The organism is Desulfovirgula thermocuniculi DSM 16036, from assembly GCF_000429345.1.
In the GTDB taxonomy this organism is placed as follows: domain Bacteria; phylum Bacillota; class Desulfotomaculia; order Desulfotomaculales; family Desulfovirgulaceae; genus Desulfovirgula; species Desulfovirgula thermocuniculi.
Map to the genome: position 1 here is coordinate 1 of NZ_AUBR01000024.1, position 25,516 is coordinate 25,516.

A 25,516-nucleotide genomic window follows, 5' to 3' on the forward strand; every position below is an offset into this window, starting at 1 on the left:
TACGACCCGCGGGTCTTACAGGGCATGGGGCTGGCCTACGCCACGGCGGCGCGGGGTGCGTGTCACCTGCGGGCCACCTTTTACAAGCCCGAGCTGGCGGGGATCATCGACCCCAAGGCCGTGGAAGGCAAGGCGGAGCTGTTCATCGACTACGAAGACCGGCTGGCCATCTACGATGCCTTGATTCTCTGCCGCTTTTACCGCGACCTCGTGCTGTGGGAGGACCTGGTGGAGCTGGTGAACGCCACCACGGGGCTGGGCTTAGACGAGGGGAACTTGCGCGGCATAGCCAGGCGCATTGTGGAGGCCACGCGGAAATTCAACCTGCGTGAAGGGTTAACGAAAGAAGACGACAGCCTGCCGCAGCGCTTCTTTACCGAGCCCCTGGAGAACGGAGACGTCCTGCCGCGGGAGAATTTTGCGCGGCTCTTGGCCGACTACTACCGCCTGCGGGGGTGGGAGTGAGGAAGGGACGTTGGGCTGGCCTAGGGTTGTTGCGCTTCTATCTAACACTCGGTAAAGGAGGGTGAGCCTTATGAAAGACTTGGCGCGCGTGCTGGTAGTATGGATCTTTCTCTGGATCTGGTGCTACGTGGGGGTAGGGCTCCTGGCACCTTCCCTCAGGTCCGTCCCCGGCCCTCTGGGGGTGTCGTGGACGGGCTGGCTGGGGCCCTGGGTTTACTATTTTGGCTCTGCGGCCATCTCCGTCTGGGCCGCGCAGGTGATTGCCAGGAAAATGGAGCGCTAGGGAGGAGGTATTGATTAATGGTCAGCGGAACCAACCCGTGGGTGGTAGGCATATTTATCGTTTACTTTATCGTCCTGCTTTACTTTGGCCTCATTGGTTATCGTAAAACCAAGACTTTAGCCGACTACCTGGTGGCCGGTAACTCCATGGGCCTGCTTTTGGGAGTGGGTACCTTTGCCGCCACCTGGATGAGCGCCGTGTCACTCCTGGGGTTGCCCGGCTACATTTACGCCTACGGCCTAAACGGCATTTACTACGGCGTCGGCAGCTGGTTCTTTGCCACCGTGCCCATCATCATCCTGGCCTACAAGCTGCGCCGCAAGCCGGTGACCACCGTCCCGGAGTTCTACCTGGCCAGGTACAACAGCCGTCCCCTGCAGGCACTGGGCGGCGCCCTCATTGCCCTCTTTTACATCCTCTACGTGGTTATCCAGCTGCGGGGCTTCGGCATTGTGGTCAACACCATGACAGGCATTCCCTACGAGTGGGCTGTTATCGGCTGCTGGGTTTTTCTTATCTACACCACCTTTGGCGGCTTTTATTCGGTGGCCTGGACCGACCTGATGAACTTTATCGTGCTGACCATCGGTGCCTGGGTGGCGGCCATTGCCGGCATAGCCATGTCCGGCGGGCTGGGGGAAATGTTTGCCACCTTAAATTCCCTGGGTACCGTTCCCCTTGAGGGGGCCAAGGGGATGCCGGGCAAGGTTACCCCGCCCGGCGGCCTGCTGGACGCCTGGACGCTGACCCTGTGGCCCTGGTTGACTATGGTCGGCGTGTTCATGGGCTGGGGCCTGGGCCACGCGGCCAACCCGCAGTACGCCGTGCGCCTCCTGGCCTCCCGGGACATCCCCACGGCGGCGCGCATGGGGGGCTACAGCGTGGCGGCCATGTGCTTCTCCTACCTGGGGGTAATCCTGGCCGGCCTTGCCGCCCGCGCCCTGGTGCCCACCCTGCCGGCCAAGGTGGGTAGCATTGACTACGCCCTGCCTTATGTGGCCAACCAGCTCTTCCACCCCATCCTGGTAGGCTTCCTGCTCACGGGCATTGCGGCAGCGGCCATATCTTCGGCCAACTCCCAGTTGCTGCTTATGGCCAGCGGCATTTCCTACGACATCGTGAAATTTTTCCGCCCCAACATTGACGACAAAAAGTTGCTCACCTACAGCAAGGCCGCCGTGGCCCTGGGGAGCCTGGTCAGCCTGGCCATTGCCCTGAACCCGCCTAAGGCCGTGCTCATCTTTGGCGGCTACGTGTGGGGTCTGTTTGCCGCCACCTTCCTGGCGCCGGTTTACCTGGGCTGCTTCTGGAAGCGCGGCACCAAGGAGGGCGCCTTTGTGGGCATCATCCTGGGGTTCATTGCCGCCGTCCTCTGGACGCCCATGTGGACGGGCATGGGCGGCAAGAGCCCCGTGCACCCGGCGGTGCTGGGCGTCGTCGCCTCCGTTGCCGGCTACGTCGTGGCCTCCCTGCTGAGCAAGCCCACGCCGGTGGAAAACCTCAAGCACTACTTCGACGACGTGGAAGGGGAGGCCAGAGGGTCTTCTCCCTCGCAGACCGTAGTTTCGGGTTAAGGGCGGGTAGCAGTGAAGGGGGATTCCCCGCTTCCCCGGCGAGGGGCGGGGACTCCCTCCTTTTAATTTTTCAGCGCCGGAGGAGGAGAAGTATGGTGCCGGAAAAAGACAACGGCCTGGAACTGCTGCATTGCTTTGCCAGGGTTGCCCCGTATATAAACCAGCTGGCCCCCGAGGACACGGCGGTGGCCGTGGCCACCCGGGAGAAATACCTTGCCTACGTGCCCGGGCGGAAAAAGAACCTTTTAGAAGAGCTAAAGAAGCACTTGGAAGAGGTCAGCGAGAGGGCTAAAATATTAGAAAAAGTTACCGAAGCCCAGGTAAAGTTAATGGAGTCGCTTTCCCAGATGATCGCCAGGCTGGAGCCCGTTGCCCTGGAGCTCCTGCGCATGGCCAGGAGTGTTTCCCACAAAGAAGAATCAAGTGAGGAGTGAATGCCGTGAGCCTTTCTTTAAACATCGTGCTGCGCTTGAAGCTGGCCAACCGTCCGGGGGTCCTGGCCAGGGTGCTGGAGGTCGTGGCCGCCGAAGGGGGGAACCTGGGGGCCATCGACCTGGTGGCGGCCACCCCGCAGCATGTGGTCAGGGACCTCATGGTGCGGCTGGCCAGCGCGGAGAGCCTGGAAAGGATCGCCGGGGCCTTAAAGCAGCTCCCCGGCGTTGAGTTGCTGCACGTGGCGGACAGGGTTTACCTGCGTCACCTGGGCGGCAAGATCGAGGTCGGCCTGAAGGCGCCTCTTAAAAACTGGGAGGACCTCTCGCTGGTGTACACGCCGGGTGTGGCCCGCATTGCGAAAGACGTGGCCCAAAACCCCCTTTCAGCCTACCGGCTGACCATGAAGGGCAACTTTGTGGCCATTGTCACCGACGGCTCGGCGGTGCTGGGCCTGGGCAACCTGGGCCCCCTGGCCGCCCTGCCCGTCATGGAGGGTAAGGCGGCCCTCTTCAAGCAGTTTGCCGGTGTAGACGCCGTGCCGCTCTGCCTTAACGTGCACGAGCCCGAGGAGATAGTGAGGGTTGTGGCCGCCATATCACCCGCCTTTGGCGGCATCAACCTGGAGGACATTGCCGCCCCCAAGTGCTTTGAGGTGGAGGAGAGGCTGCGGGAGCTTTTAGACATACCCGTCTTCCACGACGACCAGCACGGCACGGCCATTGTGACCCTGGCGGCCCTGCTCAACGCCCTGAAGGTGGTGGGCAAGGACATCCGGGCCGTGAAGGTGGTCATCAGCGGCGCCGGGGCTGCCGGGGTGGCCATCACGAAGATCCTCTTGAGCGCCGGCGCGCGCCGCATTGTGGTTTGCGACCGGAAAGGAGCCATCGCGCGGGACAACCCGCCCAAAGAGCCGCACAAACGCTGGCTGGCCGCAAACACCAACGAAGAGTGCCTTCACGGCAGCTTAAAGGAGGTCCTCGCGGGGGCGGACGTCTTCATCGGCGTTTCGGCGCCGGGCCTTCTCACACGGGAGAACGTCATGAAGATGGCCGATAACCCCGTGGTCTTTGCCCTGGCCAACCCCGACCCGGAGGTGGAGCCGGAGGAAATTTACGGGGTGGCAGGGGTTATTGCCACCGGCAGGTCCGACTACCCCAACCAGGTCAACAACGCCCTGGCCTTTCCGGGGGTCTTCCGCGGGGCGCTTAACTGCCACGCTCGCACCATCAACGAGGAGATGTGCCTGGCGGCGGCCCACGCCCTGGCCGGGGTCATACCGGACGACCAGCTGAGTGCGGAGAACATCATCCCCTCGGTGTTCAACAAGGATGTAGTCCCTGCGGTGGCCAGGGCCGTGGAGGAGGCCGCGGCGCGCACAGGGGTGGCCAGGCCAATACCCGGCCCGGAAGGGAAAGGGGTGTAGGCCGTGGGCGGAGAAAAGGGGCGCTACCACTACAACATCCTGCTTGCCGGGGTGGGAGAGGAGGGGCAAAAGAAGCTTTTGGCCTCCTCCGTCCTCCTGGTCGGCGCCGGCGGGCTGGGGTCGCCGGCGGCGTATTACCTGGCCGCCGCCGGGGTGGGACGGCTGGGGCTGGTGGACCCCGATGTGGTGGAGCTGTCGAACCTGCAGCGCCAGATCCTGCACCGCACCGCCGACGTAGGGCGGCTGAAGGTGGAGTCGGCCCGCGAAAAGCTCCTGGCCTTAAACCCCGAAATAGAAGTGGAAGTTTTCGCCGCGCGCTTTTCTCCGGAAAATGCCGCCTCCCTGGTGGGCCGCTACGATGTGGTAATTGACTGCACCGACAACTTTGCCGCGCGTTTTTTGCTCAACGAAACCTGTCTGGCCCTGGGCAGGCCCTTTGTCTACGGCGGGGTGCTGGCCTACGCCGGGCAGGTAATGACGGTGGTGCCGGGGAAAGGTCCCTGCCTGCGCTGCATCTTCCCCCAGGAGCCCGGCCCGGAAGCCCCGAGCACGCGGGAGCTGGGCGTGCTGGGGGCGGTGCCGGGCGTCATCGGCGCGTTGCAGGCCACGGAAGCCGTAAAGTACCTCCTGGGCCTGGGCGACCTTCTGGTGGGCCGCCTGCTGGTGTACGATGCCCTGTTCATGTCCTTTACCGAAATCAAGGTGGAACAAAATCCCACCTGTCCCGCCTGCGCCTAGCAGGCCGTTTTTTTCCCAAAAGAAGAGGTAATGCGCCGCCGGCGGCGAACACTTTTTAAAACCGCGCTTTTTGCCGGGGGTGTGTTATTTTGCCTAAGGGAGTGGCGGTGATCCCTGCCAGGTGCACGGGCTGCGGCACCTGCGCCCTGACCTGCTCCGTGGTCAACTGTGGCGAGTTTGGCCCTGCCCGCGGGCACATTTCCGTTGCGCGCCGCGAGTTTGCGGGGACTTTCGAGATCTCCTTTTCCTCCACCTGCAAGAGTTGCGGGACCTGCGCGCTGGCCTGCCCCTCGGGGGCCCTGCAGGTGGTGGAACTGGTTGAGGCCGCCGGTGAAAGGGGGCGGGCGTGATGTACGGCTACGCCGGAAAGATACTGGACGTGGACTTAAGCAACGGGAAAATAAGGGAGCTGCCCGTGGACGAGGGCCTGGCCAGGGAGTACCTGGGCGGCCTGGGCTTTAACGCCCGGCTGCTCTACGGGGAGATACCTGCCGGCGCCGACCTCCTGGGACCGGAAAACGTGCTCGTTTTTTGCGCCGGCGCGCTGGTGGGGACGAACGTGCCCACCGCTTCCCGCACCGAGGCCTCCGCCCTTTCCCCGGCCACCAACCTCTTCGGCACGGCAAACTCCGGCAACTTCTGGGGCGGCGAGCTGAAGTTTGCCGGCTTTGACGGGGTCATCATCAGGGGGAAAGCACCGGCGCCGGTTTACCTCTTCATCGGCGACGGCCAGGCAAAAATACTGCCCGCCGGCCACCTCTGGGGGCTGGACGCCTGGGAAACCGTGCGGCGCATCCGGGAGGAGCACCGGGACGAGGCCGTGCAGGTGGCGACCATCGGGCCGGCGGGCGAAAGGCTGGTCCGCTTTGCCAGCATCGAAAACGGCCCCTTTGACGCCTGGGCGCGCACCGGCCTGGGGGCGGTGATGGGCAGCAAGAATTTAAAGGCCGTGGCGGTGCGGGGAAGGGGCACCGTAAAGGTGGCGAAAAAGAAGGACTTTCTGCGGGGGGTGGAGGAGGCTAAAAAGGCCATCTTTTCCTCCCCCTTCTACGGCCCCTTTTCCCGTTACGGCACCATGCTGGCCAGCCTGCCCTACCAGGAGTTCGGCGCCCTGCCGGGTCGCAACTTCCGCTGGGGCGCCCTACCCGGCTGGGAGGAAACCCGCAGCCGCAAGGCCATGCATAAGTACACCTCGCGGGGCATTGCCTGCATGGCCTGCCCCCTTGCCTGCGCCCACTGGGTGGAGGTGAAGGAGGGGCCCCACGCGGGCCTGCGCTTAAAGGACCTGGAGGTCACCCCGGTCATCGGCTTTGGCGCCGGCTGCGATGTGGGCGACCTCGCCTCCGTAGCCGCGCTCACCGCGCTTTGCCAGCGCTTGGGGCTGGACATGGTTTCGGCCGCCGCCGTGGTGGCCTTTGCCATGGAGCTCTTTGAAAAGGGGATTATTTCCGCAAAGGACGTGGGCTTTCCCCTGGAGTGGGGGGACGAAGTAGCTGTGGCCAGGCTCCTGGAGATGATCGCCTTGCGGCAGGGCATAGGGGACGTCCTGGCCGAAGGAGTGCGGCGGGCCTCCCGGCACTTCCCCGGCGCGGAAAAGTGCGCCGTGGAGGTAAAGGGCCTGGAGCCCTTTCTCCTGGACCCGCGGGCCCGCTGGTCCACCTGGACCCTCGGCTACCTTACCAATGTGCGCGGCGGGGACCACCTGCGCACGCGCAACCCCGTGGAAAACCTGCGCTACAACGAGAACCCCGTGCCCTACTTCACGGAAAAATTCGGCTTCCCGCCGGAAATGTACGAGGGCCTGGACATGCCGGAGCACCTAAAGCGGGAAATCTTCGACCCCGTCACCAGGGACGTGAACATTCCTAGGATGGCCAAGTGGTCCGAAGACCTCCTGGCCCTGTACAATTCCCTGGGCGTCTGCATCCGCCCGCCGCTTTTGCACACCATCGGGCCCACCATCCTGGCCCGCCTGTACTCCGCCCTCACCGGTGTGGACGTCACTCCCGAGGAGGCCATCCGGGCCGGGGAGCGCGCCTGGAACCTGCAAAAGCTCTTTAACCTGCGCCACGGGGAAAAGCCCGCCGATTCCGACTTCCCCCCGCGGTTTTACGAAGAAGGGGTGCAGGCCGGTCCCGCCGCCGGCAGGAAGCTTGACCGTGCCAAGGTGCGGGAGGTGCTGCGGGAATATTATCGGGCGCGGGGATGGGACGAAGAGACGGGCGTTCCCGGCAATGAGAAGCTGGCGGAGCTGAACTTAAAAGAGCTAGTCCAGGAGGGAGGCGTGGGAGACAAACCATGGAGATTTTCTTAAACGGTTTAAAAGAGGCCGTCCGCCTCCTGGCTTCCGGCGACCCGGAGGTGCTGGACATCACCTGGCGAACGTTAAAAATATCTGGCCTGGCCACCCTGCTCAGCGTCATGGCCGGGGTGCCCCTGGGTGTACTTTTGGCCCTGACCCGCTTTCCGGGGCGGCGTTTCTTGATTAGCCTGGTGAACTTCGGCATGGGCCTGCCGCCGGTGGTGGTGGGGCTGGCCGTCTGGCTCACCTTTACCCGCTACGGGCCGCTGGGCTTTTTAAACCTCCTCTACACCCCGGCGGCCATGGTGGTGGCCCAGGCCATCATTGCCACGCCCATTGTGGCCGGCTTTACCGTGGCCGCCGTGCAGTCGCTGCCCCCGAAGATTCCCCTGCAGATTTTGGCCCTGGGGGCCTCCCGCTGGCAGTTGCTCTGGCTCTGCGTGCGGGAGGTGCGGCTGGGCCTCCTGGCCGCCGTAATGGCCGGCTTTGGCGGGGTGGTTTCCGAAGTGGGGGCTTCCATGATGGTGGGGGGCAACATTGCCGGCAGCACGAGGGTCCTGACCACGGCCACGGTCCTGGCCGTGGGGCAGGGCAAGTACGAGCTGGCCTGCGCTCTGAGCATCATCCTCCTGCTGCTCTCCTACGCCGTTACGGCTGCCCTGACCCTGGCCCAACAGCGCAGCAGCTACACCTGATGGCGGAGTGGTTTAAAATGCTGCAAGCGAGCGCAAAGGAGGTCTTTTACCAGGGCCTTTATAAAGGCGCTGCCACCACCTGGAAGCTGGCCAAAGTGGTGGTGCCCGTGTACGTCCTGGTAACGTTCTTGAAGCACACGCCCGTTTTGCCCTGGCTTACCGGGCTTTGCGCGCCGCTCATGGGTCATTTCGGCCTGCCCGGTGAGGCGGCCCTGGCCCTGGTGCTGGGCAATGTATTGAACCTGTACGCAGCCGTGGGGGTGATCACCTCCCTTGCCCTCTCCCCGCGGGAGGTGACCATCCTGGCCATGATGCTGCTCATCTCCCACAGCCTGCCCATGGAAGCGGCCGTCTGCGCGCAGGCGGGCGTAAACCCCCTGGTCATGACCCTCTTCCGCCTCGGTGCCTCCCTGGCGGCCGGCCTTCTGCTCAACGCCCTCTTGTAATCATGCGAGCGAAAAGGAGAGGTATCCCTTGAACCTTGTCTCCGTGGCCGGGGAAGCCCTTGCGGGCGCCCTGCGCACCGTCCTTTTCATGGCCGCTATACTGTTCCCGCTCATGGTGCTCCTGGAGGCCCTGCGCCGCGTCCCCCTGTGGAAGAGGTGGACGGAAAAAGGGGGGCGCTACCTGCGCTGGCTGGGCCTCTCGGAGGCCTCCGCCTTCCCCCTCCTGGCGGGTCTCTTCTTTGGGTTGCTGTACGGCGCGGGCGTGATCATTGAAGAGCTCAGAGGCGCCAGGCTGCACAGACGCGAGGTGTGGCTCTTAAACCTTTTTTTGGGGATGTCCCATGCCGTAGTGGAAGATACGGCCATTTTTCTGGCCCTGGGGGCCAACCTGTGGGTAATTCTGGGCGGTCGCCTCATTTTGACGCTGGCGGTAATCGGTCTTCTGGCGGCGGTGGTGCGGAAAATCGCGGCCAAACTTGTTATGCAGTAGGGTTTTATGATAACCTTACTTGTAGAGAAAATTTCGGAGAGGAGTAAGGCCGGGTTTGATTAACAGGCGCAAGGCTTGGGAGCTAATCGTGGATGAGCTCAAGGCCATGATTCAAAAAGGGCAGTACAAGCCGGGAGACAGGCTGCCCTCGGAGGCCGAGCTTGCCAAGATGTTCGGGGTAAGCCGCTCGCCGGTGCGGGAGGCCCTGAGCGTGCTGGAAGCGGCGGGGATTATAGCTTCCAGGCAGGGAGGGGGGAGCTACGTGCGGGCCGGCTGCGGCAGCTCACTCCTGGAACCCCTCATCCTGGAAGCCATGGATTACAAGCAGGTGCTTTACCTTTTAGAGGTGAGGCAGATCCTGGAGACGGAGGCTGCCGCGCTGGCCGCCGAGCGCCGGGATGAGGAGGACCTGGCGGCCATGAGGGAAGCGCTGGTGAGGTTCCGCCTGATTACGGAGGACGAGACGGCCATCGGCGAGGAAGAGGACTTTGCCTTTCACCGCGCGGTGGTGGCGGCAACGCACAACCCGGTGCTCATTCGCATTGTGGACGACATTTCGGACCTCTACCGCAAGTGCCTTTCGGTGACCCTGGCCAAAAACGTGGGCTTCCGCCGCAAGAGGGAGCAGGTCTTTAAGGAGCACGAGGCCATTTTCGAGGCCATCAAAGAGGGCCAGGCCAACCTGGCCAGGGTCCAGGCAAACGTACACCTGGAAAAGGTAAAGGAAAAGGTAAAGATGCTTCTGGAGTCCCTGGAAAAAGGAAAAGGGGCCCGGGTTAGCAACTGAGCCGCCCGGGCCCCGGTTTTTATTTTTTTAAAGTATGGTGCCTTTGGGAAGCTTTCTGGCAGCGCGGGCAAAGTGGAGGACGAGGGCTGTACCTACAAGCCCGATGCCGATACTATCTGTGACCAGTCCCGGAATGATGAGCAGGACGGAGCCGCAGAAGAACAGTGCGCGTTCAATCAGTGAAAGATAATCCTTTAAGTACCCGATGGTGGCTGCTGAGAGCCCGAATACGCCGATTATACTGGTGACAATGGCAATGAGCAATTCCGGGACGTGGAGCGAGCCTCCCGGCGGTGCCTGCATGAGCAGCAGGGGGTTGTAGGCGGCCACAAAGGGGATGAGGAAGCCTGGGATGGCCAGGCGGAAGGCTGCCCAGCCGGTGCGCATGGGATCGCTTTCGGCAATGCCCGCGGCGGTGTAGGAAGCCAGGGCGACGGGCGGCGTTATGTTGGAGATGGCCCCGAACCAGAAGACGAAGAAGTGCGCCGCCAGGGGATGGACGCCTGCCTTGATTAGTGCCGGTGCTGCCGTTACCGCTACCACAATGTAAAGGGCCGTGGAGGGTAGCCCCATGCTTAGAAGGATGGAGGTCAGCATAACCAGGATGAGGGCCAGGAGTACGCTGCCGTGGGAAAGGTTGATGATGTTGTAGGCGAAGACCGAGCCGACCCCCGTCATGTTGACCACGCCGACAATGATCCCCACGCTGGCGCAGGCAATGCCCACCTGGATTATGCCCGTAGCGCCTTCTTCCAGGGCGGTGAGCAGTTTAGATAAGGTTAGCCGGGAGCCCGGCACAAAGAAGCTGGCGGCAATGGTGACCAGGATACCCAAAAAGCCGGCGTAAAGTGGTGTCTTACCGGTAATGAGGGTGAAGAAGATGACCAGAATGGGGACTATGAGAATGCCTCTTTCCCGCAGAACCTGGCTTACCCGTGGCAGGGATGAGGGATCAAGGCCTTTGAGGTTCAAGCGGCGCGCCTCCAGGTAAACTGCTATGATTGCCGCCAGGTAATAGAGGAGGGCCGGGATGATGGCGGCCAGGACAACGGTGCCGTAGGGTATCCCCAGAAACCCGGCCATGATGAAGGCGGCGGCGCCCATGATAGGCGGCATGATCATGCCCCCGGTGGAGCTCACCGCCTCTACCGCGCCGGCAAAATGCGGTTCGTAACCCACGCGCTTCATGAGCGGTATGGTGAAGGTGCCGGTGGTGGCCACGTTGGAAACGGCACTGCCGCTTAAAGTACCCATCATGGCACTGGAGATGACCGCTACCTGGGCGGGGCCGCCCTGCCACCTCCCGGCAATGGCCATGGCCAGGTCGTTAAAGAAGGAGGCCGCGCCGGTAGCCCGCAGGAACGAGCCAAAGAGGATGAAGATGAAGATGTATGTTGAGGCTATAGAGAGGGTAGTACCGAAGATTCCTTCGGTGGTCATGTACATCCTGTAAAGCAGCCTTTCCGGGGAAAAGCCGGCCATGGCAAACATGCCTGGGAAATAGCGGGCGTAGAGGGCGTAGATAAGGAAAAGGACACACAGGACGGGTATGAACCACCCCACCGTGCGGCGGGAAACTTCTAGGAGTATGACAATTGCCAGGGCGGCAAAAAAGTAGTCCGTGAAGATGGCCTGGGACTTCCTCACCACGTGCAGGTCGGTGTAGAAAAAGACGATATAAAGCACGCTGAGCGTACCCACGATGGCCAGAATGAGGTCGAAGTAGGTAAAGCGCTGCTGCGGTGACCGGCGCGTGGCCGGATACAGCAGGAAAGTTAGCGCCACCATAAAGGCCAGGCTTATGGCGTTGCGGTAAATTTCCTCCATGTTAATTATGCTGTTGCTAATTATTTCAAAAAGGGAAAAGAGAATGGCAATAGCGCTGGTTAGGGTTTTCTGCCACCCTGCCAACTTGCGTGTGCTTCCCCCTGCTTCCTTATCTCTGTGTGCTCCGGCTTCTTTTGTTACTGCCTTTTGCTTCTTGGTTAGCAACATGAAGGCTTCCTCCTCAAAAAGGCTTTTAGGAAGGGGTAAGAGGTTTCCTCTTACCCCTTCGGAGATTGTTTTTAACCGTTACTTAACCCCTGGAGGAACGAGGTTATCGGGGATGCTTACGCCTTTTTCCTTAAAGTACCGGTATGCTCCGGGGTGAAGCGGTACGGGGAGGCCCTTCAAGGCGTTTTCCAGGGTAATGCCTTTTGCCGCGTCATGGATAGAGTGTACGGCGTCAAGGTTTTCAAACATGGTCTTGGTCAGCAGGTAAACCGTTTCCTCGCTGACGCTGTCGGCCACTCCCAGCCAGTTGGGCTGGGCTATGGTTTTGACTTCTTTATTCAGGCCCGGGTAAGTGTTCGGCGGAATCACGAAGCGGAACCAGGTGTTGTAAATCTTGTTCACGGCCTGCAGTTGCTCATCCGTAAACTCCAGGATGGTCACATTTGCCCGGCTGGCGTAGAGGTCGGTGACTGCCGCCACAGGTATGCCGGCAGGCATGGAGCCCCCTTGCACGCGTCCGTCCTTAATTGCCGAGGCCGTATCGTTGTAGCCGAGGTACTCCGGGGAAATGTCGTTGATGCTCAGGCCCAGCGCCTTCATGATGACCAGGGTCGATTCTTCGGTGCCGCTGGCCCTGGGCCCTACGGAGAACTTGGTGCCCTTGATGTCGGATACGTTGCCCGTTTTAACGGCACTGTTTACGAGGACGAAGTGCTCAACATTAGGCCAGAGCATGGCGATGGAGCGCAGGCCTTTATAGGGCTTACCTTCAAACCTCCCGCGTCCCTCATAGGCCTGGACACCGATCAGGCCCTGGAAAATGCCCAGCTGGGCTTCGCCTTTCTGGAGAAGGTCCACATTTTCCACCGAGCCGGCGGAGGACTGGCCGCTAGCGCGTATGCCCTTATCCTTTAGCTTTTCCGTCCACAGGTTTGCCAGCCCCACGCCTACGGGGTAGTAAGTTCCTCCCGGGGAGGCCGTAGCAATGTTCAGAAACTGTTGCTTGGGAGCGGTGCTTTCTTTCTTTTCGCCGCCGCAGCCGGCCAGGGCAAGGGTGAACAGGGCCATTACGGCAACCGCCAGCACCCTCAGGCCAGGTCTATTCACCTTCATGTGTTTTGATCCCCCTTCTACAAATGTTTACAAGTGCTTCTGTGCGGTTTTGAGGCTTGGGGCTTGCGCTTTGCGGTTCTTGTTCCCCTCCATCCACCACCCCCGCGCAGAAAAATTTTCAAGCTTGTATAACAAATTATAGCATATAACCTGACAGATGGGAAGAGCTAATCATCTTACATAGCATGTTTTTCTGAAACTTTTGGTGGGGGAAAGAAAGAAGATCTTATTGCCACTAAAGGGAAAATGGGTTAAAATAAACTCAACCTGTCTGACAACTTGACGGCCATATTGCCGGTTTCTTTGCCCGGGCGGGCCATTGATCCGAGGTGCAGATCGTGAAAAAAGGCAAGAATGAAAAAATTGTCAACAATCTTCGGCGCCTCTTGGGCCATGGCAAGGTTTTATCCTCTCCCGAGGACCTCTTTTGCTACTCCTACGACGGGACCTTTTTATACGGCGCGCCGGCGGTGGTGGTGCGGCCTGCCACCACCCGGGAGGTGGCGGCGGTGCTGAAGCTGGCATCTGCGGAAGGGATCCCCGTAGTTCCCCGGGGGGCTGGGACGGGCTTAAGCGGCGGCGCCGTGCCGGTGGAGGGGAGCATCGTCCTCGACTTAACGGCCATGGACCGCATCCTGGAGATCGATACGGCCGACATGCTGGCGGTGGTGGAGCCGGGGGTAGTCACCGCGCGGCTGCACCGGGCGGCGGAGAGCGCGGGCCTTTTTTACCCGCCGGATCCCTCCAGCTCGAACGTTTCCACCATCGGCGGGAACATTGCCGAGTGCGCTGGCGGTCCCCGGGGCTTGAAGTACGGCGTCACCCGGGACTACGTCCTGGGGCTGGAGGTGGTGCTGGCCGGCGGGGAGGTGGTGGTGTGCGGGGGCAGGACGGTAAAAAACGCCAGCGGGTACGATTTGACGGGGCTTTTTGTGGGCTCCGAGGGCACGCTGGGCGTTGTTACGCGGGCCGTCCTGCGCTTGATCCCCAGGCCGGAGACCAGGCAGACCCTGCGGGCCGACTTTAAGGCCATCGAGCAGGCGGCGGAGGCCATTACCGCGGTGCTCGGTGCCGGAGTGGTGCCGTCTGCCCTGGAGATCATGGACGACGTGACCATCAGGTGCGTGGAAAATTACCTCCGCATCGGGCTTCCCCTTGATGTGGAGGCCATCCTTCTCATAGAGGTGGACGGGCCGGCGGCGGCCCTGAGCGAGCAGGCCAGGCTCATTGCCGCCCTCTGTGAAGAGCACGGCGCCGTGAGGGTGAGGGTGGCGCAGACGAAGGAAGAAGAGGCGGAGCTGTGGCGGGCGAGAAAGGCCGTCTCACCTGCCGTGGTGCAGGTTAAGCCCACCAAGATTTCCGAGGACGCCACGGTACCCCGCAGCCGGGTGCCGGCCTTAATCAGGGCCATCAAGGAAATCGCCCGCAAGTACCGGTTGACCATTGCCATTTTTGGCCACGCCGGGGACGGCAACCTGCACCCGAACCTGCTGGTGGATAAAAGCGACCCGGACGAGATGGCCAGGGCGGAAGCGGCCATCGAGGAGATTTTCAAAGCGGCCCTTGCCCTGGGGGGAACCCTATCCGGCGAGCACGGCATCGGCCTTTTAAAAGCGCCCTTTTTGGAGCTAGAGTACGGGGGCCCGGGGGTGGCCACTATGAGGAAAATAAAGGAAACGCTTGACCCGTACGGCATCTTAAATCCGGGCAAGATCTTTGGGGGGAGTTAAGGGTTGCTGGAAAGTGCGGAAGAAGTGAGGTACCACGTCAACCGCTGCAGCAAGTGCGGCTCCTGCCGTGAGGTCTGCCCCGTATTTTTGCAGGAAGGCAGCGAGCCCTGGGTGGCCAGGGCGCGGGTGCAGCTGGCCGGGGCCGCCCTTGAAGGGCAGCTCCCTTTTTCCCGGCGCCTCGGCGAGATAATGGACGCCTGCCTCCTGTGCCAGGCCTGCGTGGCCCACTGTCCAAACGGCGTGAGGGTAGACGAGCTGGTGCTCTGGGCCAGGGCGGAAGGCGTCAAAAGGAGAGGGCTTGCGCCGGCCAAAAAGGTTCTCCTGCGCGGTGCCCTGCCTTCTCGACGCAGGCTGGCGCTGCTCGGCAGGGTGGCGGCGCTCTGCCAGCGTGCGGGCCTCTTGAAGAGCTTTCGCGGCAGGAAGCTGCCGGCTTTCCATCCCCTCCCCTTTACGCGGCTGTTCCGCCCGGCAAAGCTGGAAAAACCTTCTCTCACCGTGGCTTACTTTGTGGGGTGCATGACGCAGTACGCCTACCACCAGACCGGGCGGGCCGTATTGAAAGTGCTGGAGGAGAACAGCGTGCAGGTGCTCCTGGCCGGCGCCGGTTGCTGCGGCATGCCGGCCCTGGCGGCAGGGGACTTGAAAACGGCCAGGCAGTTAGCCAGGCGCAATGTAGAGAGCTTAAAAAATCTAGAAGCAGACTTCATCGTCACCGATTGCGCCACCTGCGGGGAGATGCTTAAGCTGTACGGCAGGCTTTTGGGGGGAGAGGCGGCCAAAGAGGTGGCCGCAAGGGTACAGGACATTTCATACTTCCTCGTGCATACCGGCGGTTTCTTAAAAGGAAAGATAGAGGTGCCGTTGGTGGTTACCTACCATGATCCCTGCCACTTAAAGAGAGGGCAGGGAGTGCATGCGGAGCCGCGCCAAATCCTGGCCGGCATTCCCGGCCTTACCCTGGTGGAGATGCCCCAAAGCGATGTCTGCTGCGGGCTGGCCGGTTCCTTTGGCTTTACTCACCCCGCGCTTTCCCAAAAAATATTGAAGGCAAAAGTAGGCAGCATTAAGGCAACTAAAGCGCGGGCGGTGGTTACGGGCTGCCCCTCCTGCCGCCTGCAGCTGGCTTCCGGCCTGGCCGGGGAGGGGCTGGACCTGCCCGTTTTCCACACGGTGGAGCTTCTGGCCATGTCTTACGGCACGGAAAGTATGAATATGCCGCCAAAGGAGATGGAGTAGATGGAATTCCCCCTCTTTGTAAAAATCCGGCAGCGCTTTCCCCGCCGGGTAGTTGAGGACGTACCCCGGAAGGTCCGCGCCGAGCTGGAGAGGATTGGCCTGCGCGGGAGGGTCGGGCCCGGCCAGCGCGTGGCCATCACCGCCGGCTCCCGGGGGATAAAGAACATTGCCGCCATCCTGCGCGCGGTGGCGGATGAGGTGAGGGCCGCCGGGGCCGAGCCTTTTGTGGTGGCCGCCATGGGCAGCCACGGCGGGGGGAGCGCGCAAGGACAGAAAAAGGTGCTGGCCTCTCTGGGCATTACGGAAGAAAGCGTGGGATGCCCGGTGCTGGCCGCGGAAGAAGTGGTGGAAATAGGCAGGACTGCCGGCGGGGTGAGGGTTTTCTGCGATGCCCTTGCCTGGCAGGCAGACGGCATGGTGGTGGTGAACCGCATCAAGCCCCACACCACCTTCCACGGCCCGGTGGAAAGCGGGCTGTTGAAAATGATGGCCGTGGGGCTGGGGAAGGCCAGGGGGGCTTCTGCCTTTCACCGCACGAAGCCCGCCGAGATGCCGCGGGTGCTCGTGGAGGTGGGGGAGGTTTTCCTGCGCGCGGGGAAGGTGGTGGCCGGCCTGGGCATTGTGGAAAACGGCTACGAGGAGACGGCCCTCATCGAGGCGGTGGTGCCCGAGGAAATGGTGGCCGCGGAGATGCGCCTTTTAAAGGAGGCCTACCGCTTGCTGCCCCGCCTGCCGGCGGACGAGCTGGACTTCCTGGTGGTCAGAGAAATGGGCAAGAACATCAGCGGCACGGGCATGGATGTGAACGTCATCGGCAGGATGAGGATGGCGGGGGTGCCGGAGCCGGAGCGCCCCTTTATTGCGCGCATCGTGGTTCTGGATTTGACCGCGGAGTCCCACGGCAACGCCACGGGCATAGGCCTGGCCGATTTCACCACCGCGCGCCTGGTGGAGAAGATGGACCGCGAGGCCACCTACCTCAACTGCATTACCAGCGGTAACGTGCAGCGGGCCATGATCCCCATCGTCATGCCCGACGACCAAAAGGCTGTCGAGGCGGCCCTGCGGAGCCTGGGGGCGGAGGACTGCCGCGCCCTCAAAGGGGCCATCATCAAGAACACCCTGGAACTGGAGTGCCTCTGGGTCACGGAAAACCTGGCCCACGAGCTGGCCTCCCGGGAAGGCGTGGAAATACTTACGCCGCCCCAAAAGATCGAGTTTATAGGCGGCCTGCTCCAGCTCGATTAGTTAGAAGCCACGGCAGTGCAGCGCTTTCGCGAGGGAGGTGATGCGGGCCACCTCCGACGGCGAAAGCCCGCACAGCCCGGTAAAGCTGCCCCGGTAAATTAGGCGTCCCTCCTTTAGCAGGGCCGCCTGCCCGGTGAGGTGGGGTACCTCCGTTAGGTCGTGGGTGACGAAGACGGTGCTCGTGCCGGTGTCCCGCAGGAGCTTCCCCAGGTCCTCCAGGAGGGCCAGGCGGGTGGGCAGGTCCAGGGCGGCAAAGGGCTCGTCTAAAAGGAGCACCTCCGGCTCCAGGACGAAGGCGCGGGCCAGGCTCACCCGCCGCGCCTCTCCTCCCGAAAGCTGGTGGGGGCGGCGGCCCGCCAGGTGTTCGATTCCCAGGCGGGCCAGCCAGTGCCCCACCCTCTTTTTAATTTCCCCTGCGGGGAGCCCCCTGAGCTTCAGCCCGGCGGCCACGTTCTCGTAAACGGTGGTGTTGAGGAGCAGGGGCTCCTGGAAGACCACGGCCATGCGGCGGCGCACCAAGAGGGCCTCGCGGGGGCCAACTAACGAGCCCCGGAACAGCACCTCCCCCCGGGTGGGCTTTAAAAGCAAGGCCAGAACCTGCAGGAGGGTGCTCTTGCCCGCCCCGTTGGGGCCGAGCAGGGCCAGGACCTCTCCTTCCTCCAGCCCGAAGCTTTCCACGTCCAGGATTTTTCTTTTCCCCCGCCAGAACTGCAGGTTGCGCGCCTCAATAACGTACTTTTTCACCTCGTGCCTCCCAGTTCCTCTTCTTTTTTGCCCGCGTCGGGGAAGAAGAGCGGCTGGCCGTACTTGTCCACCCCGAAGCTGCCGATGATTTGCTGGCCCTCGGGCGAGACCAGGAAGTCCACAAAGGCCTTAGCGCCTGCAGCGTTGACCTTAGCGAACTTATCCGGGTTCACCTGCATGACATGGTAGATGTTGAGCAGGCTTTTATCCCCTTCCAGGAGGATTTTGAGCTTCAGGTGCTTCTGGTTGGCCAAGTAGGTGGCGCGGTCGCTTAAGGTGTAGCCGCCCTTTTCCGAGGCAATGTTTAAGGTATTGCCCATGCCCGTGCCCGCTTCCTGGTACCACCTGCCGCCGGGGGCGATGCCGGCTTCCTGCCAGATCTCTTTTTCCTTCTTGTGGGTGCCCGATTCGTCCCCGCGGGAGACGAAAGTGCTCTGGGTCGCGGCAATCTTCTTAAAGGCTTCCGCCGCGCTCTTGGCCGCCTTTACCCCCGCCGGGTCGTTCTCCGGCCCCACCAGGACAAAGTCGTTGTGCATGACAAGCCGGTAGTTTATGCCCACCCCGCTGTCCACCAGTTCCCTTTCCGCTTGGGGGGAGTGCACCAGCAGCACGTCCGCCTCCCCCCTCTTGCCCATTTCCAGGGCCTGGCCGGTGCCTACGGCAATGACCTTGATCCTGTAGCCCGTCCTCTTTTCAAACTCCGGGACGAGCACGTCCAGAAGGCCGCTGTCCTGGGTGCTGGTGGTGGTGGCCAGGATCACGTCTTGCTTTGCGGGCCGTTTCCCGGCAGGCTTCTGTTCGCCGCCGCTCCTGGAACCGCACCCGCCTAAAAGCACCAGGACGAGGAAAATGCCCGTAGCAAAGATGGCCGCGCGCTTAAACACGGAACTCGCCTCCTCGTTCATAGTATTTCTTTTGGCCCGTGACGTTTTTGCCGCGTGCGGGTAGCCTCCCGTCTCCCACCTCCTGGCCCGCCGTCATCACAAAAGGCTGTGCCCCTGCGGAGAAAGAGCACAGCCCCTCACGTATTCCCAAAAAAAAATGTGTTCTGCGGCAGGCAGAACACAAGGTCGCTGTGTTCTCCTTTCCGCACCGGGAGGCGTGCCGGTTTCCCAACACACCCTATCGGCCCGAAAGCCATAGCCCACCGGCCTTAGGCAATCGGGCTCGGAGAACCTGGGCCGCACTTGATTGTCCCAAAAAGCAAATTCGCAGGGCAGGGGCTAAATTCCTGCTGCCGTTAAAAATCAAAAAAGTGGCGCATCTTTAGAAGGTTTTAAAATTTTTCTGTCGAAGTAAATGAATGAATATTCATTTACCATAACCCACAAACTTTAGGGAGGCGGCTCGCATGGCGGAGACAAGGAACCTTCCCTGGTTGCGCTTTTACGACGAGGGCGTGCCCCACACCGTGAGCTACCCGCAAACGACCATGCCCCAGTTGCTGGACAAAGCGGCGGCCACCGTTCCCGAGCACACGGCCATTATCTTTGCCGGCCAGGAGATTACCTACCGGGTGCTGGCGGGCATGGTCCACCGCCTTGCCGGGGCCCTGGCGCGGCTGGGCGTTAAAAAGGGCGACCGCGTGGCCCTCATGTCCCCCAATTGCCCCCAGTACGTGGTGGCCTACATGGCCATCCAGAAGGCCGGGGGAGTGGTGGTGCAGGTCAACCCCATGTACGTGGAAAGGGAGCTGGAGTACATCCTGACGGACTCCGGCGCCGAAGTAATCGTGGCCTACGATGCCCTCTACCCCCGCATCCGGAACATTTACGGTGCCACGCCCTTGAAGCACGTCATCCTCTTTGCCCTCGGGCAGCCGGCTGTAGAAGCCCCTCCCGGCGTGCTGTGGATGGAGAAGCTGCTGGCCGAAGCCCCCGCCGCGGCGCCCGCCGTGGAGATCGACCCCACCGCGGACCTGGCGGTGCTGCAGTACACGGGGGGGACCACCGGCTTTCCCAAGGGGGCCATGCTCACCCACCGCAACATCGTGGCCAATGCCGTGCAGACGGCGGTCTGGTTTGCCGGCTGCGAGTACGGGCGGGAAAAGGTGCTCGCCGTGCTGCCCTTCTTCCACGTCTACGGCATGACCGTGGCCATGAACCTGGCCGTGCTCATGGGCTACACCCAGATCATCCTGCCGCGCTTTGAGGTTACGCAAGTGCTGGAGTGCATCCACGCTTACAAGCCCACCCTCTTCCCCGGAGCGCCCACCATGTACGTGGCCATAAACAACCACCCCGAGGTGGGCAAGTACGACGTGCGCTCCATCAGGTACTGCATCAGCGGCTCGGCCCCCCTGCCGGTGGAAGTGGCCAACAGGTTCGAGGAGCTCACCGGCGGCTACCTGGTGGAGGGCTACGGCCTCACGGAAGCCTCCCCGGTCACCCACTGCAACCCCCTGCGGGGCCGGCGCAAGGTGGGCAGCATCGGCCTGCCCTTCCCCGACACGCTCTGCAAGATTGTGGACCTGGAAACCGGGGAGAGAGAGCTGCCGCCCGGGGAAACCGGCGAGCTGTGCGTGAAAGGGCCCCAGGTGATGAAGGGCTACTGGAACATGCCCGCCGAAACGTCCAAGGTGCTGCGGGACGGCTGGCTTTACACCGGGGACATCGCCAGGATGGACGAGGAGGGCTACTTCTACATTGTGGACCGCAAGAAGGACATGATCATTGCCGGGGGCTTTAACATTTACCCGCGGGAAGTGGAGGAGGTCCTCTTTGAGCACCCGAAGGTTCTGGAGGCGGCGGTGGTGGGCATACCCGACCCCTACCGGGGTGAGACGGTCAAGGCCTACGTGGTTTTAAAGGAGGGCCAGACGGCCACCGCAGAGGAGCTAATGGCCTTCTGCCGCTCCAAGTTGGCCGCCTACAAGGTGCCGCGGCAGATCGAATTCCGCGAGAGCCTGCCCAAGACCATCGTGGGCAAGGCCCTGCGCCGGCTGCTGCGGGAAGAGGAGCTGGCCAGGCAAAAACAAAGTTAAAGCGGGAAGAGGGATCGGCCTTCCGGCGTGGAATAAACATAATTGTGGCTTTTAAACATATTTTCTTGTGGGGAGTGGGAGAGGATGGCCGAGCCCCAGAAACAGCAGAAAGAAGTCGTCATTAACCTGGGCGGTGTGCAAATTACGGTGCCTCCGGGAACCAAAGTAAAGGAGGCGGCTGCCGCCGCCGGGGTGGAGATCCCGCCCCTGAAGGTGGACCCGGAAAAGTGCAAGGGCTGCCAGTCCTGCACCAAGGTGTGCGAGACAGGGGCCATAGCGGGAAATAAAAAAGAGCCGCACGCCATTGACCCTGCGAAGTGCATACGCTGCGGCGAGTGCCTGGCCAAGTGCAAGCTGGGGGCCATCGTGCCCGCCGCGTAAACGGCCAGTCTTGCGGGCATAAGTAAGACCAGGCTCTTTTTCAGGGGCCTGGTTCGTTGTTTGTGGAAAGGGGGGAGCGGACAGGTGCCCAAGGACACCCCCGCCGGATTAGACCCGCGCCTGGTGGAGGCGCTGCAAAAGGCGGCCGGCGAAGGCAAAATCACCTGCACGGCTGCGCGGCGCCTGGCGGAGGAGCTGGGCGTGCCGGTGCGGGCGGTGGGCGAGGCCTGCGATGCCCTGGGCATTAAAATCACCGCCTGCGAGCTGGGCTGCTTTTAAAAAATGATCCTCTCCGGGTGGGCGTAGACGTTCATTCTTTCGCCGCGCACAAAGCCCGCCAGGGTGATCCCCAGCTCGCGGGCCATTTCCACGGCCAGCTCGGTGGGGGCGCCCCGGGCGGCCAGGACTGGTATGCCCATGCGGGCCACTTTGAGCAGGATTTCCGCCGAAACCCGCCCGCTGAAGACCAGGAGCTTGTCGCTTAAGGGGATTTGTTCCAGGAAGGCGTGGCCGATGATCTTGTCCACGGCGTTATGCCTGCCCACGTCCTCGTAGAGCAGGAGGTACCTTTCCGGTGAGCAGAGGGCGGCGGCGTGGGTGCCCCCGGTGGCCCGGAAAAGCACCGCCTTTTCCTCCAGCTCGCGGCTGAAGGCGAGGACGGCCTCTGCCCGCACGGCCAGCGGCGCGGTTACCGGGGAGAGCCGGGCGTCGCCGACGAAGTAAAAGGAGGCGCGGGCCCGCCCGCAGCAGGGGGTGAGGTAGCGCTTTAAAAAAGTCTCCCGGGGCCGTACTGCCCGGGAGGTCTGCACCCACACCAGCCCCTCCCCGGGCCGGGCAAAAAAGTCCTTTAAATCTCCCGGCTCCTTTAAGATGCCCTCCGCGCACAAGAAACCTACGGCCAGCTCTTTGAGGTGCTCCGGCAGGCAGATGAGGGTGGCCAGCTCTTCGTCGTTGACGAAGACGGTTACCGGGGCCTCCCTGATGACCACGTCTTCCGCCGGCGCCGCTTCCGTGGTCCGGGCGCCCGCGCTTACCCTGGTGAGGGTTACTCTGGCCACTAGCTCATCATGGGCCATTCTTTTTGCCTCCCTGTTGGGGGGTTTGAGTTCATTTTACAACTCGCCGCGCACCGGCGGCAATTTCAGTTTCCCAGGAGGTGTTTTTCAATATGTGGCGGGTAGGTATCCTTACGGCCAGCGATAAAGGTTCTCGGGGGGAGAGGGAAGACAAAAGCGCCGCGGTGATCCGCGAAATGATCGCCGGGATCGGCGGCGAAGTGGTGGTTTACCGCCTCGTGCCCGACGACCTGGACGTGCTGAAGGAAAACCTCATCAACATGGTGGACCAGGAGAAGCTGGACCTGGTGCTGACCACCGGGGGGACGGGCTTCGGCCCCCGGGACAACACCCCTGAGGCCACGCGGGCGGTAATCGAGCGGGAGGTGCCCGGCATTCCCGAAGCCATGCGCTACCGCGGCCTGCAGCAAAACCCCCGGGCCATGCTCAGCCGGGCCGTGGCCGGCATACGCCACCGCACCCTCATCATCAATTTGCCGGGGAGCCCGCGGGGGGTGCGGGAGTGCCTGGAAGCCATTCTCCCTGCCCTGGCCCACGGCCTGGAAGTGCTGACCGGCAGGGCAGGGGAGTGCGGGGAGCAGTAGCCCCCGCCCGGCGCCAGCACGGGCGAGGGAAGCCGATGTATATAAAGTTTTCCCGGCGGAAAAAATCTATTGGTAGAAAAGTAGAACCGAAAACTTAATCTGGAAAAAGGGCTCGTTAGCGGGAGAAAACAAAAGGTACTCTAACGTAATTTCAGCGTACAGGCCGAGAGGAAGATTTTTGTCGTACCGTGCCGCTTGCTTCGGAAATTCCCGCTTTATATTATAGATTTTGGGTATTAGCACTCGCTTTTTGTGAGTGCTAACAATAAATTTACATAAGGAGGGGTATTGGTGAGGATCAGGCCTCTTGGCGAGAGGGTAGTCGTGAAGCCTCTGCCGCAGGAAGAGAAGACCAAGGGAGGCATTGTGCTGCCGGAAACGGCCAAGGAGAAGCCCCAGGAGGGCGAAGTGGTGGCCGTGGGTCCGGGACGCCTGCTGGATAACGGTACCCGCGTGCCCATCGACCTGAAAGTTGGCGACCGGGTACTCTTCTCCAAGTATGCCGGCAACGAGGTCAAGATTGACGACGAGGAATACCTCATCATGCGCGAAGCCGACATCCTGGGCGTCATCGAGAAGTAAGGTCCGCATTAAATTTTTGACAGGGGAGGTAATGGAAGTTGGCTGGTAAGGAGATTATCTTCAAAGAAGATGCGCGCCGCGCTCTGGAAAGGGGCGTTAACGCCCTGGCCGATGCGGTCCGCGTGACGCTGGGTCCCAAGGGCCGCAACGTGGTGCTGGAGAAGAAGTTCGGCTCCCCCACCATCACCAACGACGGTGTGACCATCGCGCGGGAGATCGAGCTGGCCGACCCGCTGGAGAACATGGGGGCGCAGCTGGTTAAGGAAGTGGCCACCAAGACCAACGACGTGGCCGGCGACGGCACCACCACCGCCTGCGTGCTGGCCCAGGCCATCGTGCGGGAAGGCATGAAGAACGTGGCCGCCGGGGCCAACCCCATGCTCATGAAGCGGGGCATTGAAAAGGCCGTGGAGAAGGCCGTGGAGGCCATTAAGGCCGCCGCCAAGCCCGTGGAGAGCAAGACGGCCATCACCCAGGTGGCTTCCATTTCGGCCAACGACCCGTCCATCGGCGAGCTGATTGCCGAGGCCATGGAAAAGGTGGGCAAGGACGGCGTCATCACCGTGGAAGAGTCCAAGGGCATCGGCACCACCCTGGAAGTGGTGGAGGGCATGAACTTTGACCGCGGCTACATCTCCCCCTACATGGTGACCGATGCCGAGAAGATGGAGGCCATCCTAAACGATCCCTTCATCCTCATCACCGACCGTAAGGTCAGCTCCATTGCCGACCTCCTGCCCATCCTGGAGAAGGTCGTGCAGACCGGCAAGCCCCTCCTGCTCATTGCCGAGGACGTAGAGGGCGAGGCCCTGGCCACCCTGGTGCTGAACAAGTTGCGCGGCACGCTGCCCTGCTGCGCCGTTAAGGCCCCCGGCTTCGGCGACCGCCGCAAGGCCATGCTGGAGGACATCGCCACCCTCACCGGCGGCACGGTTATTAGCGAGGAGCTCGGCCTGAAGCTGGATAAGGCCACCCTGGACATGCTGGGCCGCGCGGAGAAGGTGCGCGTGAAGAAGGAAGAAACCATCATCGTGGGCGGCAAGGGTTCGCCGGAGAAGATCAAGGCCCGCATTGCCTCCATTAAGAAGCAAATCGAGGAAACCACCTCGGACTTCGACCGCGAGAAGCTGCAGGAGCGCCTGGCCAAGCTGTCCGGCGGCGTAGCGGTCATCCAGGTCGGCGCGGCTACCGAAACCGAGATGAAGGAGAAGAAGCTGCGCATTGAGGACGCCCTCAACGCCACCCGCGCGGCGGTGGAGGAAGGCATCGTGCCTGGCGGCGGCGTGGCCTACATCGAGGCCATCAAGGCCTTAGACGGCATTGAGACCAGCAGCATGGACGAAAAGGTGGGCGTGGACATCATCCGCCGGGCCCTGGAGGAGCCGCTGCGGCAGATTGCCAACAACGCCGGTGCGGAAGGCTCGGTGGTCGTGGAGAAGGTCAAGGAGCTGCCCTCGGGCATGGGCTTTAACGCCCTCACCGGCGAGTACGTGAACATGATCGAGGCGGGCATCATCGACCCGGCCAAGGTGACGCGCTCGGCCCTGCAAAACGCTGCTTCCATCGCCGCCATGATCCTGACCACGGAAACCCTGGTGGCCGAAAAGCCGGAGAAGGAGAAGGAAGGCCGGGAAATGCCGCCCATGTAAGGGCATAAAGGCCCGGATAAAGGCCCCGCAAAGCACCCCGCTTTGCGGGGCTTTTTTATTTTTCCTTCAGGTGGTAAAATATCGCCGCCGGGTAAACATTTATTAAAACAGCCGTTATCGGGGGGTGGCTAAGATTAGCTGGCTTTTCTGGTCTCTTTTAGCCGCTTCGTGCTGGGGGCTGGGTCCCGTGTTTGCAAAGCTCGGCCTGGTGAAAAGCGACCCCTACGGGGCGCTTTTGGCGCGCACCCTGGGGGTGCTGGCGGCCCTTTTGCTCTGGGGGGCGGTGACTTCCGGGTGGGGCAGCCTGCAGAATTTTGAGGCACGCACGTGGGGCCTGCTGGTGGCGGAAGGGATTGCGGCCTCGGTCATCGGGCACTTTGCCTATTTTAAAGCCCTCAAGGCAGGCAAGGTTTCCGCCGTGGTTCCGGTGGTGGCTTCCTATCCCGTGCTGGCCCTCCTTCTGGCGGTTCTTTTGCTGGGGGAGAAAGTTACCCCGGGGCGGGGAATCGGTGCGGCTTTAATTGTCTTAGGCGTATTCCTGGTGCAGAGGTTTTAGG

28 protein-coding genes and 1 riboswitch are annotated in these 25,516 nt (G+C 62.1%); of the genes, 22 read left to right on the forward strand and 6 right to left on the reverse strand.

From position 1 onward, the window contains the following. From G454_RS18105 to G454_RS0106965, 12 genes are all read left to right on the forward strand, one after another. Positions 1 to 465, forward strand: a 465-nt coding sequence (locus G454_RS18105; protein WP_035107271.1) for an aldehyde ferredoxin oxidoreductase C-terminal domain-containing protein, incomplete at its 5' end; no start/stop codon positions are given. A 70-nt stretch (positions 466 to 535) separates the two neighbouring features. Further along, positions 536 to 748, forward strand: coding sequence for a hypothetical protein (locus G454_RS0106915; protein WP_027718037.1), 213 nt, complete (start codon positions 536 to 538; stop codon positions 746 to 748). A 17-nt stretch (positions 749 to 765) separates the two neighbouring features. Further along, positions 766 to 2,322, forward strand: a complete 1,557-nt coding sequence (locus G454_RS0106920; protein ID WP_027718038.1) for a sodium:solute symporter family protein — start codon at positions 766 to 768, stop codon at positions 2,320 to 2,322. Between the two features lie 95 nt (positions 2,323 to 2,417). Continuing rightward, positions 2,418 to 2,756 carry a hypothetical protein gene (locus tag G454_RS0106925; protein WP_156896693.1) on the forward strand — a complete coding sequence of 113 codons (339 nt, stop codon included), beginning with the start codon at positions 2,418 to 2,420 and terminating at the stop codon, positions 2,754 to 2,756. Between the two features lie 5 nt (positions 2,757 to 2,761). Continuing rightward, on the forward strand, positions 2,762 to 4,180 hold the full coding sequence (locus G454_RS0106930; RefSeq protein ID WP_035107297.1) for an NAD-dependent malic enzyme: 1,419 nt from the start codon (positions 2,762 to 2,764) through the stop codon (positions 4,178 to 4,180). A gap of 3 nt (positions 4,181 to 4,183) precedes the next feature. Further along, entirely contained in the window at positions 4,184 to 4,918 is a 735-nt protein-coding gene (locus tag G454_RS0106935) for a HesA/MoeB/ThiF family protein (RefSeq protein WP_027718041.1), read from the forward strand. An 89-nt stretch (positions 4,919 to 5,007) separates the two neighbouring features. Then, the gene (locus tag G454_RS18110) at positions 5,008 to 5,268 is read left to right on the forward strand and encodes a 4Fe-4S dicluster domain-containing protein (RefSeq protein ID WP_051276018.1); all 261 of its coding nucleotides are present in this window, start codon (positions 5,008 to 5,010) and stop codon (positions 5,266 to 5,268) included. After that, positions 5,268 to 7,232 carry an aldehyde ferredoxin oxidoreductase family protein gene (locus G454_RS18115; protein WP_035107275.1) on the forward strand — a complete coding sequence of 655 codons (1,965 nt, stop codon included), beginning with the start codon at positions 5,268 to 5,270 and terminating at the stop codon, positions 7,230 to 7,232. Before G454_RS18110 ends, G454_RS18115 begins: the two co-directional genes overlap by 1 nt. Next, on the forward strand, positions 7,217 to 7,915 hold the full coding sequence (locus G454_RS0106950; RefSeq protein WP_027718042.1) for an ABC transporter permease: 699 nt from the start codon (positions 7,217 to 7,219) through the stop codon (positions 7,913 to 7,915). The genes G454_RS18115 and G454_RS0106950 overlap by 16 nt, the downstream gene beginning before the upstream one ends. A gap of 17 nt (positions 7,916 to 7,932) precedes the next feature. Then, positions 7,933 to 8,361, forward strand: a complete 429-nt coding sequence (locus G454_RS0106955; RefSeq protein WP_027718043.1) for a nucleoside recognition domain-containing protein — start codon at positions 7,933 to 7,935, stop codon at positions 8,359 to 8,361. A gap of 28 nt (positions 8,362 to 8,389) precedes the next feature. After that, on the forward strand, positions 8,390 to 8,851 hold the full coding sequence (locus G454_RS18120; RefSeq protein WP_035107277.1) for a hypothetical protein: 462 nt from the start codon (positions 8,390 to 8,392) through the stop codon (positions 8,849 to 8,851). A 55-nt stretch (positions 8,852 to 8,906) separates the two neighbouring features. Further along, complete coding sequence (locus G454_RS0106965; protein ID WP_027718044.1) at positions 8,907 to 9,638, forward strand: FadR/GntR family transcriptional regulator; 732 nt, start codon at positions 8,907 to 8,909, stop codon at positions 9,636 to 9,638. Positions 9,639 to 9,665: 27 nt separating this feature from the next. Here G454_RS0106965 and G454_RS18125 read toward each other — a convergent pair whose 3' ends face one another. From G454_RS18125 to G454_RS21770, 3 genes are all read right to left on the reverse strand, one after another. Beyond that, entirely contained in the window at positions 9,666 to 11,633 is a 1,968-nt protein-coding gene (locus G454_RS18125) for a TRAP transporter permease (RefSeq protein ID WP_035107280.1), read from the reverse strand. A gap of 78 nt (positions 11,634 to 11,711) precedes the next feature. Further along, positions 11,712 to 12,746 (reverse strand): TAXI family TRAP transporter solute-binding subunit, encoded by a 1,035-nt coding sequence (locus G454_RS0106975; protein WP_027718045.1) that lies wholly within the window; start codon positions 12,744 to 12,746, stop codon positions 11,712 to 11,714. A 251-nt stretch (positions 12,747 to 12,997) separates the two neighbouring features. Next, positions 12,998 to 13,141 (reverse strand): hypothetical protein, encoded by a 144-nt coding sequence (locus G454_RS21770; protein ID WP_169719322.1) that lies wholly within the window; start codon positions 13,139 to 13,141, stop codon positions 12,998 to 13,000. On the opposite strand from G454_RS21770, the gene G454_RS0106980 reads away from it, so the two are divergent. From G454_RS0106980 to G454_RS0106990, 3 genes are read left to right on the forward strand one after another with little or no spacing between them, the layout of a single operon-like run. Then, complete coding sequence (locus G454_RS0106980) at positions 13,133 to 14,476, forward strand: FAD-binding oxidoreductase (protein ID WP_245574346.1); 1,344 nt, start codon at positions 13,133 to 13,135, stop codon at positions 14,474 to 14,476. The genes G454_RS21770 and G454_RS0106980 overlap by 9 nt on opposite strands. Positions 14,477 to 14,479: 3 nt before the next feature. Further along, entirely contained in the window at positions 14,480 to 15,712 is a 1,233-nt protein-coding gene (locus tag G454_RS18130) for a (Fe-S)-binding protein (RefSeq protein WP_051276020.1), read from the forward strand. Beyond that, a complete protein-coding gene (locus G454_RS0106990; RefSeq protein ID WP_027718047.1) occupies positions 15,713 to 16,960 on the forward strand; it encodes a nickel pincer cofactor-dependent isomerase, group 22 in 1,248 nt (415 codons plus the stop codon). Here G454_RS0106990 and G454_RS0106995 read toward each other — a convergent pair whose 3' ends face one another. Together G454_RS0106995 and G454_RS0107000 are read right to left on the reverse strand one after the other, a co-directional pair. Continuing rightward, positions 16,961 to 17,704 carry an ABC transporter ATP-binding protein gene (locus G454_RS0106995; protein ID WP_027718048.1) on the reverse strand — a complete coding sequence of 248 codons (744 nt, stop codon included), beginning with the start codon at positions 17,702 to 17,704 and terminating at the stop codon, positions 16,961 to 16,963. Continuing rightward, the gene (locus G454_RS0107000; protein WP_027718049.1) at positions 17,701 to 18,588 is read right to left on the reverse strand and encodes an ABC transporter substrate-binding protein; all 888 of its coding nucleotides are present in this window, start codon (positions 18,586 to 18,588) and stop codon (positions 17,701 to 17,703) included. Before G454_RS0107000 ends, G454_RS0106995 begins: the two co-directional genes overlap by 4 nt. Before the next feature lie 180 nt (positions 18,589 to 18,768). After that, a riboswitch (molybdenum cofactor riboswitch) is annotated at positions 18,769 to 18,889 on the reverse strand. A gap of 166 nt (positions 18,890 to 19,055) precedes the next feature. Here G454_RS0107000 and G454_RS0107005 point away from each other — a divergent pair. The 3 genes from G454_RS0107005 to G454_RS0107015 all read left to right on the forward strand — a co-directional run bounded on the left by G454_RS0107005 (position 19,056) and on the right by G454_RS0107015 (position 21,347). After that, on the forward strand, positions 19,056 to 20,687 hold the full coding sequence (locus tag G454_RS0107005; protein WP_027718050.1) for a long-chain-fatty-acid--CoA ligase: 1,632 nt from the start codon (positions 19,056 to 19,058) through the stop codon (positions 20,685 to 20,687). Positions 20,688 to 20,771: 84 nt separating this feature from the next. Continuing rightward, positions 20,772 to 21,068, forward strand: a complete 297-nt coding sequence (locus G454_RS0107010; protein ID WP_084413337.1) for a 4Fe-4S binding protein — start codon at positions 20,772 to 20,774, stop codon at positions 21,066 to 21,068. 84 nt (positions 21,069 to 21,152) lie between these two features. Continuing rightward, entirely contained in the window at positions 21,153 to 21,347 is a 195-nt protein-coding gene (locus tag G454_RS0107015) for an MBL fold metallo-hydrolase (protein ID WP_027718052.1), read from the forward strand. On the opposite strand, the gene fdhD is transcribed toward G454_RS0107015, so the two are convergent. Beyond that, entirely contained in the window at positions 21,344 to 22,144 is an 801-nt protein-coding gene (gene fdhD / locus G454_RS0107020) for a formate dehydrogenase accessory sulfurtransferase FdhD (protein WP_027718053.1), read from the reverse strand. The two genes, G454_RS0107015 and fdhD, sit on opposite strands and share 4 nt — an antisense overlap. 92 nt (positions 22,145 to 22,236) lie before the next feature. Here fdhD and G454_RS0107025 point away from each other — a divergent pair, with 92 nt between their 5' ends. The 4 genes from G454_RS0107025 (at position 22,237) to G454_RS0107040 (ending at position 25,515) form a co-directional block, all read left to right on the forward strand. Beyond that, positions 22,237 to 22,728, forward strand: coding sequence for a MogA/MoaB family molybdenum cofactor biosynthesis protein (locus G454_RS0107025; protein ID WP_027718054.1), 492 nt, complete (start codon positions 22,237 to 22,239; stop codon positions 22,726 to 22,728). A gap of 291 nt (positions 22,729 to 23,019) precedes the next feature. Beyond that, positions 23,020 to 23,310 carry a co-chaperone GroES gene (gene groES / locus G454_RS0107030; RefSeq protein WP_027718055.1) on the forward strand — a complete coding sequence of 97 codons (291 nt, stop codon included), beginning with the start codon at positions 23,020 to 23,022 and terminating at the stop codon, positions 23,308 to 23,310. Positions 23,311 to 23,348: 38 nt separating this feature from the next. Continuing rightward, positions 23,349 to 24,959, forward strand: coding sequence for a chaperonin GroEL (gene groL, locus G454_RS0107035; RefSeq protein ID WP_027718056.1), 1,611 nt, complete (start codon positions 23,349 to 23,351; stop codon positions 24,957 to 24,959). 124 nt (positions 24,960 to 25,083) lie between these two features. Then, positions 25,084 to 25,515 carry an EamA family transporter gene (locus tag G454_RS0107040; protein ID WP_027718057.1) on the forward strand — a complete coding sequence of 144 codons (432 nt, stop codon included), beginning with the start codon at positions 25,084 to 25,086 and terminating at the stop codon, positions 25,513 to 25,515. Position 25,516 lies beyond the last annotated feature (1 nt).

Excerpts from the sequence above, each read along its gene's own strand:
- G454_RS0106915 (WP_027718037.1), top strand. The coding sequence starts at position 536 with ATGAAAGACTTGGCGCGCGTGCTGGTAGTATGGATCTTTCTCTGGATC.
- G454_RS0106920 (WP_027718038.1), top strand. The coding sequence starts at position 766 with ATGGTCAGCGGAACCAACCCGTGGGTGGTAGGCATATTTATCGTTTAC.
- G454_RS18115 (WP_035107275.1), top strand. The coding sequence starts at position 5,268 with ATGTACGGCTACGCCGGAAAGATACTGGACGTGGACTTAAGCAACGGG.
- G454_RS0106950 (WP_027718042.1), top strand. The coding sequence starts at position 7,217 with ATGGAGATTTTCTTAAACGGTTTAAAAGAGGCCGTCCGCCTCCTGGCT.
- G454_RS0106955 (WP_027718043.1), top strand. The coding sequence starts at position 7,933 with ATGCTGCAAGCGAGCGCAAAGGAGGTCTTTTACCAGGGCCTTTATAAA.
- G454_RS18125 (WP_035107280.1), bottom strand. The coding sequence starts at position 11,633 with ATGTTGCTAACCAAGAAGCAAAAGGCAGTAACAAAAGAAGCCGGAGCA.
- G454_RS0106975 (WP_027718045.1), bottom strand. The coding sequence starts at position 12,746 with ATGAAGGTGAATAGACCTGGCCTGAGGGTGCTGGCGGTTGCCGTAATG.
- G454_RS21770 (WP_169719322.1), bottom strand. The coding sequence starts at position 13,141 with ATGGCCCAAGAGGCGCCGAAGATTGTTGACAATTTTTTCATTCTTGCC.
- G454_RS0106990 (WP_027718047.1), top strand. The coding sequence starts at position 15,713 with ATGGAATTCCCCCTCTTTGTAAAAATCCGGCAGCGCTTTCCCCGCCGG.
- G454_RS0107005 (WP_027718050.1), top strand. The coding sequence starts at position 19,056 with ATGGCGGAGACAAGGAACCTTCCCTGGTTGCGCTTTTACGACGAGGGC.
- G454_RS0107010 (WP_084413337.1), top strand. The coding sequence starts at position 20,772 with ATGGCCGAGCCCCAGAAACAGCAGAAAGAAGTCGTCATTAACCTGGGC.
- fdhD (WP_027718053.1), bottom strand. The coding sequence starts at position 22,144 with ATGGCCCATGATGAGCTAGTGGCCAGAGTAACCCTCACCAGGGTAAGC.
- G454_RS0107025 (WP_027718054.1), top strand. The coding sequence starts at position 22,237 with ATGTGGCGGGTAGGTATCCTTACGGCCAGCGATAAAGGTTCTCGGGGG.